The 16,108-nt window shown below is 74.3% G+C and carries 11 protein-coding genes; 1 reads left to right on the forward strand and 10 read right to left on the reverse strand.

The window, feature by feature from the left end:
• Window positions 1–29: 29 nt before the first annotated feature.
• From IE271_RS30005 to aroB, 10 genes are all read right to left on the reverse strand, one after another.
• Entirely contained in the window at window positions 30–1,919 is a 1,890-nt protein-coding gene (locus tag IE271_RS30005; RefSeq protein WP_190193611.1) for an AfsR/SARP family transcriptional regulator, read from the reverse strand.
• Between the two features lie 1,324 nt (window positions 1,920–3,243).
• Window positions 3,244–4,245, reverse strand: a complete 1,002-nt coding sequence (locus tag IE271_RS30010) for an alcohol dehydrogenase catalytic domain-containing protein (RefSeq protein WP_229919638.1) — start codon at window positions 4,243–4,245, stop codon at window positions 3,244–3,246.
• Between the two features lie 130 nt (window positions 4,246–4,375).
• Window positions 4,376–5,686: an aspartate aminotransferase family protein gene (locus IE271_RS30015; RefSeq protein ID WP_190193612.1), complete on the reverse strand. Its 1,311-nt coding sequence runs from the start codon at window positions 5,684–5,686 to the stop codon at window positions 4,376–4,378.
• Window positions 5,673–7,121, reverse strand: a complete 1,449-nt coding sequence (locus IE271_RS30020; protein ID WP_190193613.1) for a trehalose-6-phosphate synthase — start codon at window positions 7,119–7,121, stop codon at window positions 5,673–5,675. Before IE271_RS30020 ends, IE271_RS30015 begins: the two co-directional genes overlap by 14 nt.
• Window positions 7,122–7,143: 22 nt before the next feature.
• A complete protein-coding gene (locus tag IE271_RS30025; RefSeq protein WP_229919639.1) occupies window positions 7,144–8,085 on the reverse strand; it encodes an SDR family oxidoreductase in 942 nt (313 codons plus the stop codon).
• A 93-nt stretch (window positions 8,086–8,178) separates the two neighbouring features.
• On the reverse strand, window positions 8,179–9,306 hold the full coding sequence (locus tag IE271_RS30030; RefSeq protein ID WP_190193615.1) for a sugar phosphate nucleotidyltransferase: 1,128 nt from the start codon (window positions 9,304–9,306) through the stop codon (window positions 8,179–8,181).
• Window positions 9,303–10,271 carry a sugar phosphate isomerase/epimerase family protein gene (locus IE271_RS30035; protein ID WP_190193616.1) on the reverse strand — a complete coding sequence of 323 codons (969 nt, stop codon included), beginning with the start codon at window positions 10,269–10,271 and terminating at the stop codon, window positions 9,303–9,305. Before IE271_RS30035 ends, IE271_RS30030 begins: the two co-directional genes overlap by 4 nt.
• Window positions 10,268–11,332, reverse strand: a complete 1,065-nt coding sequence (locus tag IE271_RS30040; protein ID WP_190193617.1) for a BadF/BadG/BcrA/BcrD ATPase family protein — start codon at window positions 11,330–11,332, stop codon at window positions 10,268–10,270. The genes IE271_RS30035 and IE271_RS30040 overlap by 4 nt, the downstream gene beginning before the upstream one ends.
• Window positions 11,319–12,215 carry a carbohydrate kinase family protein gene (locus tag IE271_RS30045; protein ID WP_190193618.1) on the reverse strand — a complete coding sequence of 299 codons (897 nt, stop codon included), beginning with the start codon at window positions 12,213–12,215 and terminating at the stop codon, window positions 11,319–11,321. Before IE271_RS30045 ends, IE271_RS30040 begins: the two co-directional genes overlap by 14 nt.
• A complete protein-coding gene (gene aroB, locus IE271_RS30050; protein ID WP_190193619.1) occupies window positions 12,208–13,389 on the reverse strand; it encodes a 3-dehydroquinate synthase in 1,182 nt (393 codons plus the stop codon). Before aroB ends, IE271_RS30045 begins: the two co-directional genes overlap by 8 nt.
• A 1,596-nt stretch (window positions 13,390–14,985) precedes the next feature.
• Between aroB and IE271_RS30055 the strand changes: the two genes are divergently transcribed.
• The coding region (locus IE271_RS30055; protein WP_190193620.1) for an ABC transporter transmembrane domain-containing protein at window positions 14,986–16,108 on the forward strand (1,123 nt) is incomplete at its 3' end.

Raw genomic sequence — 16,108 nt, forward strand, 5'->3', positions numbered from 1 at the left:
CCAGGCGGAGCCGGGGCCTGGGCCCGTCGTCAGGCGGCCTCCGGACGGAGCCGGTCCGGCCCATCGCGGCCTGCGTGCCTGTGCCGGGCGAAGTGCCGCAGCAGGGCCGGGAAGTGGTAGCCGCTGCAGGACACCGGTTCCAGCAGGGACGCGTCGGCGAGTCTCTCCAGCAGCAGTTCGGCCTGCTGGCGGGGAACGGCCAGCGCCCGCGACGTGGACGCCGGTGTCAGGGTGGTGCCGCAGGAGGCCAGGCGCGCCCAGGCCCGCACCTCCCCCGGGGCCAGCCGCCGCAGGCTCCGCTCGAAACACGCGACGACGGAGTCGTAGGACAGCAGGAACTGCGGACCGTCGTGGATCTGCCGGAGCGCGGTCCTCAGCGACCGCTGCGGCCGGGCCGCGAGCCAGTCGCCGACCGCGTGCAGGACGAGTGGCAGCCTGCCGCACGCCTGTACCAGCTCCAGGGCCGCCGGCTCGTCCGCCGCCACGCGTTCGCGGCCCAGCAGGGAGGCGAGGATGCCGAGCGCGTCCGCGTCGGACACCGGTCCCAGCACGATCCGGCGGGTCACCGACAGGTTGGACAGCCGTGCGGTGCTCGTGAGCAGGACGGAGCACTGCGGGCTGCCAGGCAGTAAGGGACGCACCTGTGCCACGTCATGGGCCTGGTCGAGCACGACGAGCAGTTCACGGGCGTCGGTCATCGACCGGAACAGGGCGGACAGGTCGCTCAGCCCGGTGGGCACGGCGGCCGGCGGCAGCCCGAGCGAGAGCAGGAAGCTGACCAGGACACCGGAGGGGTCGGCAGGTGTGCCGTCGGGGCAGAGGTTCGCGTAGAGCACGCCGGCCGGGAACGAGTACTGCACCAGGCGGGCGGCGCGCAGGGCCAGCGCTGACTTGCCCGCGCCGGGCACACCGTCCACCGCGACGACGGCCGGCCCGGAGCCGTGCGAACGGAGCAACGCGGCGGTGACGGACGCCAGCGCCTCCTCGTTGCCCACGTAGTCCCCGCTGCCGTACGGCAACTGGTGGGGCACCGGCCACGGGGCGGTGGACCATTCCGGCACCCCGGGGGACCTCTCGGTGGCGGCCCGCGGCTCCTCGGCCGTCGAGCCGGCGAGGATCTGCTGGTGCAGCCGGACCAGTTCGGGGCTCGGATCGATGCCGTGCTCCTCGGCGAGGGCCCGGCGCACCTTCTGGAAGACGGCCAGTGCCTCGGCCTGCCGGCCGGTGGCGTGCAGGGCCTGCATCAGCAGGCCGTGGGCCCGCTGGCGCAGCGGGTGCGCCGCGGTCAGCAGCATCAGGTCCGGGACGGCGCCCGCCGCCCGGCCGAGAGCGAGTTGAAGCTCGCTGTGGTCCTCGCTCAGCGCGATGCGCATCTCGGTGAGCCGGCTGCGCTGGCGCTCGGCCGACTCACCCGGAATGGCGCTGAGCGGGTCTCCGTACCAGTGGCCGAGCGCCTCCTCCAGCAAGGCGGCGGCCTCGGCGAGACGGCCCCGGGCGCGGGCCGCCGAGGCCCTCAGGACGAGCGTGTCCACCTCGTCCACGTCGGTCACGACGGCGGGAAGCGCCAGGCGGTAGCCGTCGCCCTTCGACAGCAGGACGTCCCGGCCCACGCCGCAGGTGTCCAGGAACCGGCGCCACTTCCAGGCGTGCGTGCGGACCGTGGCGACCGCGGTGTCGGGCGGCTCGCTCCCCCAGATGCCGTTGACCATCTCGGACAGTGTCGCGGCTCGACCCGGCTGGAGGAGCAGGACGGCCATGAACGCCTGGCACTGCGGCGAGCCGAACTCCTGTACACGGGAACCGGTCTGGATCTGCATCAGGCCCAGAACGTTGAACCGCAGACGGCCCTTCTGCGGGATCGCCGCGGGGAGCGGGCCGCCTGGGACGCTGCCGACGGGGGCGTCTTCTGCTGTCGCCATGGAACCTCCTTCAGCGCGGAATTCGTCGGCCGGAGCACCGGAAAAATGGAGTCACATGAAGGAACCGTCATGCCCTTCCACGGTGAATACCGTGGTAATCGGCGATCGTCTTCCCTGGATCCGCCCACATATGCGACGAGTGGACGCATCGTCGGACACCAATGCGTTGTTCGGCAGGTCGGTCGCCAAGCGATGACGACGGCGGAAAAGAGGGGATCGGACAACTTCCGGAAAACAAAACGGTTTCGACGAGTATACGGATCATTCGACGCGCGGACAGTGAGGACCGGTGTGCCGGCGGAATGGGACACGCATTTCGGCCACGTGGGACGCGCATCGCATCCGCGCAGCGGTCGCGCGGTGCGGGCGCCGTGACACACCGGTCGTCCGGCCGCGCCCGGACGGGCCCGGGCGCGGCCGGACGGGCCGGGAGCGGGGTGGGCGGCATGGGTGCACAAGCTGCGGACCCGGTTGCCGGGACGGCTCGGTGACGACGCAGGCGATGCGCATGTCGTCCGAGGTCGGCGGCGGTGCCCCGCGTGGCGCGAGAACGGCCGGAATGTGAGGGTCCGCTCGCTCCCGGTCACCTTCCCCGGCGCTCCGGCACCGGACCGGTCGACTCCGGTTGGTCCCGGTGTGCGAGGTTTCCCCGTTGGCTCCTGCACGGCGACCCGCGAGCCGGCCGTGTCCGGCGTCCCGCCCCCGCTGTGCCACGAAGCGGCCGTGGGCATGGAACCCGCGGGGGAAGGTCGTGCCTCCGCCGAGGACGGGGCGGAGGCACGATCCCCGCGTTCGGCGCCGTCCCGTGTTTCCGTGGCAAAGCCTGCGGGTTACGGGTTCAGGACCGCTCTGTTCCTCACCGGGGGTGGGCGGGCGCGGTCGCGACGGTGGTCGCCGAGGAATCCGCCCGGACGTAGCCGCGGGCGCCGGGGAATCGCGAAGCGGTGTCTTTCCGCAGCCGATCCTGGGGAAAATACCTGTTTTTCTCGGAACGGCGGCACGGGCCGCTGCGTCCGTGTAAGGGAATTCCCTTGCGCGGCTCATTCGTTTTTCGCGGCGCCGGTGAGTGCGCACCGGATGTGCCGCACGGACCGGGCGGTCCCGTTCTCTCCCCGCGCCGGAACGGCCGGTGAGCCGGCGGGCGTGCGCACCCGGGCGGGAGGAACACCGCGGCCGAGGGCCGCACGGCCGCATCGGCCGCGCCCGCCGGACGGACCGTCGTCCTCCCGGCGCGAGGCGGCGTGCGGCCCTCTCCGCGTCGCGCCGGCCCGTCACCGCGGGGCGGCGCGTACCACGTCATCGCGGTGCGGGGCGCAGCACCACGTCACCGCGGGTCGGGGTGCACCAGAACCTTGCCCGGAGGGAGCGGCGCGGCCGCGGAGAGGAGGGAGACCAGACCTTCGAGGTCCACCTCGGCGGAGACGAGGGCCTCCGCCGCCAAGGGGTCCTCGCGGTCGGAGAGGAGACGCACCACGGCGTCGAAGTCCTCCTCGGCGGTGCCGTAACTGCCCGCCACCCTGACCGGGCGGCCCTGCCAGGAGAGGGCGGAGACGGACTCCGAGCGGCGCAGGGCGTCCAGGTCGCAGTCCAGGCCGGGGTGACGGTCCCCGGGCGCGGTGCCGCCGTAGAGGACCAGCAGCCCGCCCGGCGCCAGGATGCGCCGTGCCACGTCCAGCACGGCGGGCACCACGAAGCTGGTGGCGGCCACGACGACGTCGGCGCTGCGGTCCGGGAGCCGGTCGAAGGCGTGGACGTCGGTTCCGGCCACACCGGTGCGCCGGACCGCCGCGACGCGCTCGTGCCCGCGGTTGCCCAGCGTCACGCGGGCGCCCGCGCGCCGGGCGAGCGCGGCGATGAGCACCCCGGCGGTTCCCGCGCCCAGCACCGTCACTGCGGCACCCGCCAGGTCGCCGGCCCGGCGCCCGGCCACCCGGAGACAGTGGACCGCGCAGGCCAGCGGCTCGGCGAAGACCAGGCGGCGCGCGGGCAGGCCGTCGGGGACGGGCTGGAGCGCCTGCCGGAGGAGGGCGGGCGGTCCCGCGGCCCACATGCGGTCCGCGAAACCGGTGCCCCGGTCGACCCGGACATTGGGGTCCAGCACCACCCGCGTGCCCTCCGTGAGGCCCGCAACGGTGGACGTCCGCACCCTGCCGACCAGTTCGTGACCGAACTGGCTCGGCCCGTGGCGGGCGCCGGCGACCTCCTTGAGGTCGGAGCGGCACAGGCCGGCCAGCTCGATGTCGACCAGGACCGAGGAGGCTCCCGCCGGGCGCGGCGGCGGCGAGGAGCGCAGGAGGGCCCGGCCCTCCTCCAGCGTCACCCGCATGCCACCGCGCCCGCCCTCGTACGCCGCCCGGCGCCGCGCTCCCGCCGCGCCGCCGGCCGGCCCGCGCCGCAGCGGTCCGGTGCTCCTGGTGTCCGGTGCGTGGGGTCCTCGGTGGCCGGTCCGCGGTCGTTCACGTGATCTCCTCCAGTGCCTCGGCGAAGCGGTCGGCCACCAGGTGGGCCTCGTCGGGGGTCAGGATCAGGGGCGGCCGCAGTTCGATGGTGCTGCCCTCGCCGTGTTCGGAGACCCGGACGAGCACGCCGTGGTCCTGCAGCGCCCGCTGGTAGGCACGCGCCCGCGCGACGGCCGGGCTGCCGTCCGGCTCCACGAGCTCCACACCGAGCATCAGCCCGATCCCGCGCACGTCACCGAGGACCGGGCGGTCCCGCTGGAGATCGCGCAGCCGGGTCAGCAGGACCTCGCCGCTGGCCCTGACGTTCTCCAGGAAGCCGGGCCGGCGCACCACCTCCAGGGTGGCGAGCGCCGCCGCGGCCGAGAGGGTGTGACTGCCGTAGGTGAAGCCGTGCAGGCCGCGGTCCCAGTCGGCCATGCGCTCCTCGGTGAGGATGGCCGCCATCGGCAGACCGCTGCCGGTGAGCCCCTTGGCGAGCGTCATCATGTGCGGCTGGACGCCGAAGTGGTCGGCGGCGAACATGCTGCCCGTACGGCCCAGGCCGGTCTGGATCTCGTCGAAGACCAGCACGATCTCGTGCTCGTCGCAGAAGCGGCGCAGTTCCTGGAGGTAGCCGTCGGGCGGGACGATGTTGCCGCCCGCGCCGCTGATCGGTTCGATCACCACGCAGGCCACGCTCCCGGAGCTGGCGTAGGTGATGAAGTCCTCGATCCGCTCGACGCAGAGCATGCCGCAGGTGTCGGGAGTCTGCCGGTAGAAGCAGCGGAAGCAGTAGGGGCCCGGCACGTGCAGGCCGCCGGGGTAGCGGTAGGGGAACGGCGCGCGCAGCTTGGCCGTCCCGTTCAGGCCCGCCGTCGCGATGCTCTGCCCCAGGTGGGCCCGGAAGGGCACGATCACGTCGCGCCGCCCGGTGTGCAGCTGGGCCATCTTGATGGCGCCCTCGTTGGCGGTGGAGCCGCTGGAGCTGCGCAGGTTCACCCGGGTCAGATTGGGCGGGCTGATGGCGGCCAGCTCCTGCATGAGCCGGTCGGTGGGCTCGGTCCGGAAGGAGGAACTGGCGAAGACCAGCCGCTCCGTCTGCTCGCGGACGGCCGCCATCACCTCCGGGTGCTGGTGGCCGAGCAGCAGGTTGAACGTGCCGGAGACGCAGTCGAGGTACTCGCGTCCCTCGCTGTCCCAGGCGCGTATCCCCTCGCCGCCCACCAGCGTCGTGTCGCCGAGCCGGTACTGGGACACCTGCTGGGGCGTGGCGTACCGCTCCCCGGCGCCCGGCCTCGCGGGGGGAAACGGACGGTCAGTGGTGGTCATGGCGTGCTCCGTGGTCGGCGGCGAGGCCGTCGAGCTGTGCCCGCACCCAGGACTCCAGCGTCCAGGGCCGGGCGGCCTCCCTGCGACGTGCCGCCGAACGGGCCCGCTCCCCGTCGTCCTGCGCCAGTGCGGCACCGATCGCCTCGGCCTGCTCCGCCAGGTCGAAGGGGTTGACGGTACGGCAGTACGGGCCGAGGACCTCGGCCGCGCCGCACATCTCGGACAGGATGACGTCGGCGTCGTGCTCGTTGACGAGCGGGGCCTCGAAGGTGCTGAGGTTCTGGCCGTCGACGGTGGAGTTGAACATCAGCAGGTCGGCCCGGCGGAAGCAGGCGATGGTGTGGTTCACGTCGTTGTCGGTGTGGATGCGCACGGTGTCCGGTCCGAGCGCGGCGTTGGCCTCGCTCACCGCGGCCTCCACCCGCCGTACGTAGTCGGCGTTGGCGGGCACGTACAGCCGGTTGGGGTTCATCCGCACGAGCATGCGGACGTCGGCGAGGTCACCGGAGCGGGCGGCCAGGACGAAGGCGCGCACGGCGCGCTCGGCGTTCTTGATGGGGTCGGTGCGGCCGCTGTGCACGACCAGCCGGTGGCCCGAGGCCCACTCCTCGACGCCCTCGGGCAGCTCCGGCTGCCGGCCGTCCAGCGTGAGCGGGCTGTAGCCGAGCGGCATGGTGCGCAATTGCGTGCGGTGGCCCTGCCGCTCGACCGTCATCGCCTCCCGGTCGACCCGGGCGTCCGGCAGCAGGTCCGCCACGCAGTCCAGGAAGTTGCGGCACCAGCGGTCGGCGAAGAACCCGATGGTCGTGGCGGGCAGCATGTCGCGGACGATGCCGGCGCGTGCCTCGCGGGGCAGCACCCGCCAGTAGTCCGCGGACGGCCAGGGGATGTGGACGAACAGCAGGATCGGCGCGTGGGGCCGCTGCTCGCGCAGGAGGGCGGGGACCCGCACCAGCTGGTAGTCGTGCACGAGGAAGAGCGGGTCGGCCGACGTGGCGGAGCTCTTGAGGAGCTCGTCCGCGAAGTCGTGGGTGAACCGGTCGAAGTCGGACCAGCCGGCGCGTGTGGCGGCGTCGAAGGACGGCTGCGTCCAGCGGTCCCAGCCGTAGTTGTTGGCCGCCCACAGCAGGTCGGCGGTCACGTGGTTCTGCACGGACCGGAAGACCCGTTCGTCGTGCCGGATCAGACGGACCCGGATGTCGCGGCCGGAGTGCAGCCGCATGGTGACGCCCTCCGGGTTCGCGGCGGCCGCGCGCCGGTCGTCGTCGGAGTCGGCGCTGGCGATCCAGGAGACGTTGAGCACGCCCGCCTGCTCGGCGACGACGTTGCCGGTGCCGCCGGGGGCCAGCCAGGCCCGCAGTTCGCCCGTGCCGGGGTCGGTGTCGTAGGACAGGGCCGCGCGCTTGCTGGCGAGGAAGACGTCGGTGGTGGTCATGGCTGGGCTGCCTTTCCGGTCGTCAGGTCGATATCAGCGCGGGAGTGCAGTGCAGGACGTCGGCCGGCGGGTGCGGGCCGAGTTCGGGGTAGCGGCCGGCCAGTTCGCTGTGCAGGCACGCGTTGCGCGGCCGGCAGGCGTAGGCGGTGCCGGTGCGCGGCGCGGGTCTGACCAGGGCGGGGTCGGCGCCGAGGGCCTCGGCGATGTGCCGGGCCCAGGCGGCCCGGCCGATACGGCGCGGCCCGCCGAGGTGGAGGACGCCCCTGCGGCCCGCGCGCAGCAGGGCCGCCGACCAGTGGGCGACGTCGTCCACCAGCACGGGGGTGTTCCAGTGGTCCTCCGGCACCAGCAGCGGCCGGCCGCTCCTGAGGGTCCGTACGGTGCTGGTGAGGAAGTTGGGGCGGGCCCCGGTGTCGCCCAGGCCGTAGACCAGACTGACCCGCAGGACCAGGGCGTCCTGCGTGGCCAGCAGCTCCCTCTCGGCGGCGAGCTTCGCGCGGCCGTAGGCGTTGGCGGGCTCGGGGACGGCGGACTCCCCGTGGCTCTCGGCGTGTCCGTCGAAGACGTTGTCGGTGGAGATCAGCAGGACGGGCCGGCCGTCCAGCGCGGCGGCGATGTTGCGGGCACCGCCGTGGTGGGCGGCCATGGTCTCCGCGGGGTGGGTCTCGCACCAGGTGATGTCGGACGGCCCGTGCACCGCCACCACGGCGTCGGGGCGGACACGCCGGACCAGCGCCGCGACCGCGTCCGGCGACTCCACGTCGACCTGGTGCCACCGGGCGCGGCGGCTCTCGGCGGTCAGGGGCGGCTGCCGCGAGCTGACGGCCACCTCGCTGCCCAGCGCACTCAGGCGTGCGGCGATGTGCCCGGCGACGTAGCCGGCGCCGAAGAGCAGGACACGCTCCGGGACGGGACGGCTGTCGCCGGAGTGGCCCGGGCCGGGCCCCGCGGCTGATTCGAGCACGTTCTTCCTCCCCACTCGGGACTTCTGTGAACCGGCGCACCGGGGGCGCCGGCATCCGGCCGCATCGGCGGGCCGGGGCGCGGGCGGGGGCGGTCAGCCGGACCGGACGGTGTCCAGGCCGGCCAGCCCCGTACGGTCGTGGCCGAGGCGTTCGTCCGCGAGGACGAGGGTGTCGACGGCACGGGTGCCGGACTCCACGACGGCCCCCGGCAGTACCACCGAGCGCACGACGGCCGCTCCGGCCCGCACCCGCGCACCGGGGTGCAGCACACTGTCCGAGACGGTCGCGCCCTCCTCCACCACGGCGGTGCCGTCGCCGCCGACCAGTCCCGTCCCCGGTGCGAAGCGCGGCCGGGCGGCCGCCAGCGTGCACGGCAGGTCCTCGGCGGCGAAGGGGCGCGGCTCGGCCAGCAGCCGCAGCTGCTGGTCGTGGTAGCGCTCCACCGTGCCGATGTCCGCCCAGTACGACTCCACCGGATGGGCACGGACGTCCCGGCCGCCGCGGATCATCGCCGGCAGGACGTCCCGGCTGATGTCGTGCTGCCAGCCGTCGGGGCCGGTGGCGGCCAGATCCGCCAGCACCTCCCGCAGGATGTCGGCCCTGAAGAGGCAGAAGGCGGTGAAGACCAGGTCCGAGGTCGGCTCCCGCGGCTTCTCGACCAGGGAGAGCACCCGCAGGTGCGCGTCCGTCTCGACCATGCCGAAGAGCCGGACCCACTTGCGCTCGATCGCCTGCACGCCGATGGTGCAGTCGGCCCCGGAACGCCGGTGGGCCTCCAGCATCGGGCCGTAGTCGATCCGGTAGACGTGGTCCGCGTGCAGGACCAGGACGTCCCGGGCCCCCGGGGCGAACACGTACGGCGCGTTGGCGAGCAGGGCGTCGGCGGTGCCCCGTTCCGGCGGCCGGGCGGGCAGCAGTTCCCCGGGGCCGGGCAGACCGTGCTCGCGCACCAGCCGGTCGTGGGCCCCCAGGTGCATCCGGGTGCCCGTGCGGCCGTCCCAGTGGCGCAGGACGTGGCCGGCCAGCTCGGTCTCCCGGTGCAGGGACATCAGGACCACCTCGGGGACCCCGGAGGCGGCTGCGTTGGCCAGACTGAAGTCGACCAGCCGGCAGGACGCCGCGTACGGGACCATGGGCTTGCAGGTGTCGGCGGTGAGCGGACCCATGCGCTGGCCGAGACCGCCCGCCAGCAGTGCGGCGCGTACTCCGTCCAGGGTCACCACGTCCTCCCCTGCGCCGTGCCCGCCGGGACCAGGTCCCGCAGCGTCGCCAGGGACCGGGCGACGCCCTGCGCGGTGGGCAGCAGCGCGTCCTCGTGCTCCACGTACAGCACGCCCCGGAAGTCCTCGTCGAGCAGGGCGGAGACGACCGATCTCCAGGGCAGGTCGCCTGCGCCCAGGGCGCGGAAGCGGATGGCCGGGCCCGGCCCGTACCGCGACCAGCCGGCCCCCCTGGGCTCCCCGGGCCGCCGCCAGACCTGGAGGTCCTTGGCGTGGACGGCGGCCAGGTCCTCCCCCCAGCCGGTCACCGCGGCGACGGGGTCGTGGCCGACCGCGGCCAGGTTGGCCGGGTCGACGCACAGGCCGACGCCGGGGGCCGCGGCGAGCAGCGCGCGGGCGCTGGCGGAGTCGTAGGCGACCTGTTTGGGATGCGGCTCGACCAGCACGCGCACACCGAGGTCGGCGGCGAGGGCGAGCAGCGGCCGGGCGGCGGCGGCCCACGCCTCCACGTTGTCCTGCCAGGCGACGTCGCTGCCCCACCACGACAGCCAGCGGCTCAGGTCCGGCACGCCCAGCATCAGCCGGGCGTACGGAGCGCCGAGCGCGGCCGCCAGCCGGACGGCGCCCTGTGCCGCGGCCAGCCCGTGACGGCGCTTGTCGTCGGCGGTGCCGCGCAGCACCGGGTCGGTGTGCGGGCCGTGCGGTCCGAGCACCAGTTGCGCGTCGCGGCTGTTGCTGACGCATCCCACCGTCAGGCCGTGGCGGGTGAGCAGCGTCCGCAGCCGGTCGACGCGGGAGGGGTCCAGGGCGTCGGCACCGGCGGCCAGGCCCAGAGTGGAGTCGGTGGGCAGGTCGACGACGCGGACGCCCTGGCGGGCGGCCTCGGCCAGCGCGGCCTCCGCTCCGGCCGGGGCGAGCGCGGTCAGGCACAGGCCCAGGGTGATGCCTTCCGCGGTGTCGGTCATGGTGTGCCTCCGGTGGGTGCCGGTTCGGGCAGATCGACGACATGGCCGCCGGCGGGGTGGTGCGTGCCGCCGGTGTGCTGCCAGAGCGACAGTGCGCCGAGCACCACCTCGGTGATGTCCGCGGGGATGAGCGGGGGTCCGGTCGCGCCCAGCCGCGCCAGTCGGCCGGCGAAGGCGTCGGCGAAGGGCCGGCAGCCGTGGAACACCCCGCCGACCAGCAGGACCCGCCAGCCGTCGGTCAGGCCGGCCGTGTCCCGCCCGGCACGGGCGGCGTCGGCGAGGTCGTCCAGCGCCTCCTCGACCACGCGTGCGGCGGCCTCGTCGCCGTCGAGCCAGCACCGGCACACGGCGGGCGCGAGAGCGGCGACGGCCCGCTTCGGGAAGGGTTCGGCCGCCAGCCGCCGGGCCAGGGCGCGCACGTCGTGCGTGCGGCCGCCGGAGGCGTCGGCGCCCGCCTGCGCGCACAGCCGCGCCCCGAGCGCGGTGGGCGCGGCGCGGCCGTCCGCAGCACGGACCGCGGCGCGCAGTCCGGCCAGCCCGAGCGCGTAGGCGCTGCCCTCGTCGCTGCCGAGGTACTCGCAGCCGCCCACCGGGACCGGCGGCCCCTGCCCGTCGCCCGCGACGACCGCCGAACCGGTCCCGCTCACCACCACCAGGCCGCGGCCTCGCAGCGGGGGCGCGTACAGCAGCGGTGCGGTGTCCCGGGTGACGACGACGGTGCCCGTGAGGCCGGCGCGCGCGGCGGCGCCGGCCAGGCCGGCGGCGTGCAGCGCGGCGCCTTCGTCGGGGATCGACGCGCTGGCGATCCAGCCGGCCGAGGGCACGCCGTCCACGTGGGCGGCGACCCGGGCCAGCAGCCCGGCGAGCGTCTCCTGCGCGGTGGCGGCCCCCACCGACGCCGGGTTGACGGTGCCGGTCTCCCACCCGGTGCCGTCGTCGAGCAGGACCCGGGTGCGGCTGCCGCCGGCGTCGACCGCCCACCGCGGCACGGTGTCGGAGCCGCCCGGCCGGGAGGGCCCGGCGGCTGACACCGGCTCGGCCGAGGTCTCAGCCGAGCGCATCGCGCAGCTCCTTCTCCCCGATGAACGAGGTGTGCGTGCCCGCGGTCTGCACGGCGTGGGCGCCGCCCAGCGAGCCCGCCGCCGCGCACACCTCCCACGGGCGGCCCTCCAGCCAGGCCCACAGGAAGGCCGCGACGTAGCTGTCGCCCGCGCCGTTGGTGTCCACGACCTGCTCGGGCGGCAGCACCACCGGCGGGACGTGCCGCAGGGACCCGCCCCTGGGCCGCAGGAAGCTGCCGTTGCCGCCGTCCATGGCAACCACCACGCGCGCCCGGCCGCGGTCGAGCACCTCCGCGGTGACCTCCTCGACCCGGCCGTCCAGTTCGCCCGCGGACATGAACACCAGGTCGGCCTGGAAGGCGAAGTCGTGCCGGTAGGAGTCGCGTCCGTCCCAGCTGTGCAGATCGGTGGAGGTGGTCAGGCCCGCGGCGACGGCGTCGGCCAGGGCGTGCCGGCTCCAGGGCACCAGCGAGGCGTGCACGTGGCGGGCGCGGCGCATCGGCACCCGGTACAGGTCCGCGGGCGGCGCGTCCTCCGCGGGCTGCCTGCCGTCGTAGAGGGAGAGCCGGCGCCCCGCGGGGTCCACGAGGTTGACACTGCGTCGGGTGCCGGCCGGGTGGACGTGGTGGTCGAAGGGGAGCCCCGCCGACGCGTAGTGGTCGATGATCATGCGGCCGCGGCTGTCGTCCCCGATCGTGTCGACCAGGTGGACCCCCAGTCCGAGCCGGTGCAGGCCCATCGCCACACCGTTGCCGGTGTGCGCCACGTACTCGTGCATGGGCGGCACTTTGATCGTATCGGAGTCGGGGAGCGGCAGCCGCGGTACGTTGGCGATGGTGTCGACGCCGACACCGCCCACCACGAGCACGTCGATGTCAGGCACGCGCGACTCCTTCCCCGGTCGTGAAGCTGTCCTCCGAGCTCTGGTGCGGGGCGGTGAGCGAGGCGCGGATCTCCTCGTCGGAGACGTCGTCGGTGATCAAGGTCTCCCCCAGGTCCTCGGGCAGTACGAAGTACAGGTGACCATCGCGGATCTTACGGATCTGGGAGAGCGCCGCGACGACCGCCGCGGGGTCCACGGCGGCCGGCAGGGCGTCCAGGGTGACGGGCAGTCCCACGCGGCGCAGCAGTCCGACGATGCGGTCGAGCACACTGGTGGCCAGCAGGCCGCGCCGGGCCGCGATGCGCGCGGCGCAGGCCATCCCGAACGCCACGGCCTCACCGTGCAGCACGGGACCGTACCCGGTGACGGTCTCCACGGCGTGGCCGATGGTGTGACCGAAGTTCAGCGGGCGGCGCAGTTCGACTTCGTAGGGGTCCCGGGCGACCAGCTGTGTCTTGACCACACTGGCACCGTGGACGAGACGCGCGGTGACCGACGGCTCCGCGGCCAGGACGGCCCGGTGGTGTTCCTCGATGAGTTCGAAGAGGGCCGGGGAGGAGATGACGCCCTTCTTGATGGCCTCGGCGAGTCCGGCCCGGGTCTGCCGCAGGTCGAGCGTGGCGAGGTAGCCGATGTTCGAGACGACGGCCATCGGCTGGTGGAAGCTGCCTATCAGGTTCTTCGCACGGGGGTGGTCCACGGCGACCTTGCCGCCCAGCGACGCGTCCACCTGCGCGAGCAGGGTGGTCGGCACGTTGCAGTAGGGCACACCCCGCATGTACGCGCTGGCCACCCAGCCCACCGTGTCGATGACGACTCCGCCGCCCACGGCCAGCACGACGTCGCGCCGGGCGAAGTCGGTCTCGGCGAGCCAGTCCAGCAGACCGATCGCGGTGGCGACGCTCTTGCTCGCCTCACCGGCCGGGAACGAGGTCCTCTCCACCGCGACCCCGGCGTCCTGCAACCGGTCGGCCAGGCGCGCCCCGTGCAGCCGTGCCACGGTGTGATCGGTGACGAGGGCCACCCGGCGCCCGTCGATGCGGTCGAGGAGGACGTCCAACGCGGCCGGTTCGTCCTCGCACACGTCGACGGGGTACCGGTCGGTCCGCTGTGCCGACCCGAAGATCAGGGTGCCGGCCTTCACGGCGAGTTCCAGTTGCTCGGTGGTCCTCATGTCTTCGGAAACGAAAGTCACAGATCCGCCTTCTCAAATGCGTGACGCCACACGGTGAGCCGGGGCGGCCGGGCGAGTACGTGTGCGGGAAGCGAGGAGCGTGCGGTGGCCCGGCGGACGGGACGACGCCCGCCGCACGGACGTCGTCCGGGGAAGTCAGCGCCCGACGGCCCTTCCAGGGTAGGCGCGTCCGCCGTCGGCCGATCTTCGGTCGTTATCGGGACGATAACCGGCGGATGTACGGGCCGGGACGGGGACGCACGGCGGTCCCCGTGACCGCCGTGTCCGGCGGTCACGTCGCCCCGGTGCCGCCGGACACGCGGGCCCGGACGGCGTCCCGGCCCCTCCGCGACGCCGTGCCCGCGGTCATCCGCCGTAGATCGCGCGATTATCGGGGGCGCGGCGGCGTGCCTACAGTCGGAGGAGGAGTTCGACAGCCGGGTCCCAGCGCGGAGGAACGCTTGGAAACCACGACATGGACCGCGTGCCGGCTTCGGGCCGTGGGGACCCCGGCCGCCGTCGCGACGGACATCGGCGTCGGCGTCGACCGTATGACGGGCCATCGCACACCGTGGTGGCCGGTACGCGCCGTGCGCCTTCCCGCCGCGGACACCCGCGGCGGGGCCGGGCCCTCCACGGCCAGGAGGAGGCGACGGGACAGCGGCGGGGCCGACGGCGACCGCCCGGGCCACCGTCGTCCCCGCCGCCCACGACGAGTGGTCGCGGCAGACCGGCGCGGCGCCGGTGGCGGAGTACGTCCGCCACCGCAGGCTGCCCCACCGCGCCGGGGACGGCGGCCTCCGCGTCGTCACGCCGTCGGAACGCCCCGCCCGCCGGGCGACGGCGGACCGGACCGGACCGGCAGTACCGGGCCCGCACGACAGGCTCCGCGAGCGTCTCCCTGAGGGCGTTCGCGTCCTGTCCCCGCAGCGCGGTACGGCCCGGCCACCGGACGGGGGCCGCCGTCCGCGCACCGGCGGCGTCCTCACCGGAATCGTCCGAGCGGGGCGCGGCGTACTGGACGTGCCGTCGGTCCGCACGGCCGCCGTCCCCGCCCCGCACCCCGATGCCAGAGCCATGAGACGGAACGGTCCCGGGCCCCGTGGACCGTGCGAGAGGAGTACGTGTGACGGCAGGCCGCTCTTCCCACTCGGGCACCCTTGCCGAACGGACACCGGCACACGCCACGGTGCGGCCGGACGCAGTGGCCGTCCACGGCGGCGGCCTCCGCCACCGGGAGCCCGCCCGGCGGCCGGTCCGCCTCCCCGATCCCCTCGTGACGGACGCGCGCCTTGACGCGGTCGCCCCCTCCGGTACGGCGCCACCGCCGCCCACCGGCGGAACGGCGGTGGGTCCGGTCACGGCAGGGGAGGAGGACACGGCGGAGGGCGGCCGCGGAGCCGGCCCGGCCACGTCGGGCCCGGCCGGGAGGACGAAGGGGGCGGCGGGCGGCCGCACCGGCGTGCCGAACCGGCCGACGCGGACGGCGGAGGGGTCCGCGACAGCGATGTCCTGTTCCCGGCCCTCCGCGGTCCATGCCTGGACCGGTGGCTTCCTCCGACGGGAGACGTCCGAACTCCGGCCTTCGGGAGCGTGATGGGGAAGACAGAGACGCATGAGCCGACGCCGGGCAGGAGCGCGGTCGTCCTCGCACTGCGCCTGTACGGCCGGGAACTGTTCCGATTACGACGACTGACCCTGCCCGCGCTGCTGTTGCCGGCCGTGGGCAACATCGGCATCCGCTACGCGGCTCCCCTGCTGGTCGCCAAGTTGGCCGGGCAGGTGACCGGGGACGGTCTCACCCTGGCCTCTGCGCTGCCGTACGTGCTGGGCCTGGGCGTGGTGCTGCTGCTCGCCGAGGCCGTGTGGCGGGTCGGGCAGCACTGCCTGAACCGCGTGGACGCCCTCGGCGCGGAGCACCTGTACGTGATCGCCATGGACGAGCTCTTCGCCCGGGACGCGGCGTTCTTCCACGACAACTTCGCCGGCTCCCTGACGAAGCGGGTGCTGGGTTTCGGCAGGCGCTTCGAGGACTTCGTCGACACGGTGACGTTCCGGGTGGTGGGCATCCTCGTGCCGCTGGTGTTCGGTGCCGTGGTGCTGTGGCGCTACGAGCCGCTGCTCGTAGTGGGTCTCCTGGTGATGATCACGCTGACCGTGGTGGGCGTCGTACCTCTGATCCGTCGCCGTCAGGCGCTCGTCCACGACCGTGAGGCGGCGATCGCCCGGGTCTCCGGCCACGTCGCCGACAGCCTCACGAACATGGAGACCATCCGGGCCTTCGCGGCCGAGCGGCGGGAGGCCGACGAACACCGCAGGCGCGTCGCGGACTCCCGGCGCCTGACGCTGAGGTCGTGGGACTACGGGACCTGGCGCGTGGACACCCTGGTCGCGCCCATGTCGGTGCTGACCAACGTGCTGGGGCTGGTGGTCGTCATCGCCTTCGGCGGCCCGGGCCAGGGGGTGGAGGAGATCGTCGTCGCCTTCACCTACTACTCCAACGCCACCCAGCTCATGGTCGAGTTCAACCAGACCTACCGGCGTGTGGAAAGCGCGGTGACCGAGGCGGCGCAGTTCACGGAGCTGCTGCTGGACCCGCCCACCGTGGTGGACGCTGCGGAGCCCGAACCGCTCGCACCGCGGGACACCGGCGTCCGCTTCGAGGGGGTGACCTTCGCCCACGCGGGTGCGAAGCCGATCTTCCAGGGCCTCGACCTGG

Source organism: Streptomyces minutiscleroticus, assembly GCF_014650875.1.
In the GTDB taxonomy this organism is placed as follows: domain Bacteria; phylum Actinomycetota; class Actinomycetes; order Streptomycetales; family Streptomycetaceae; genus Streptomyces; species Streptomyces minutiscleroticus.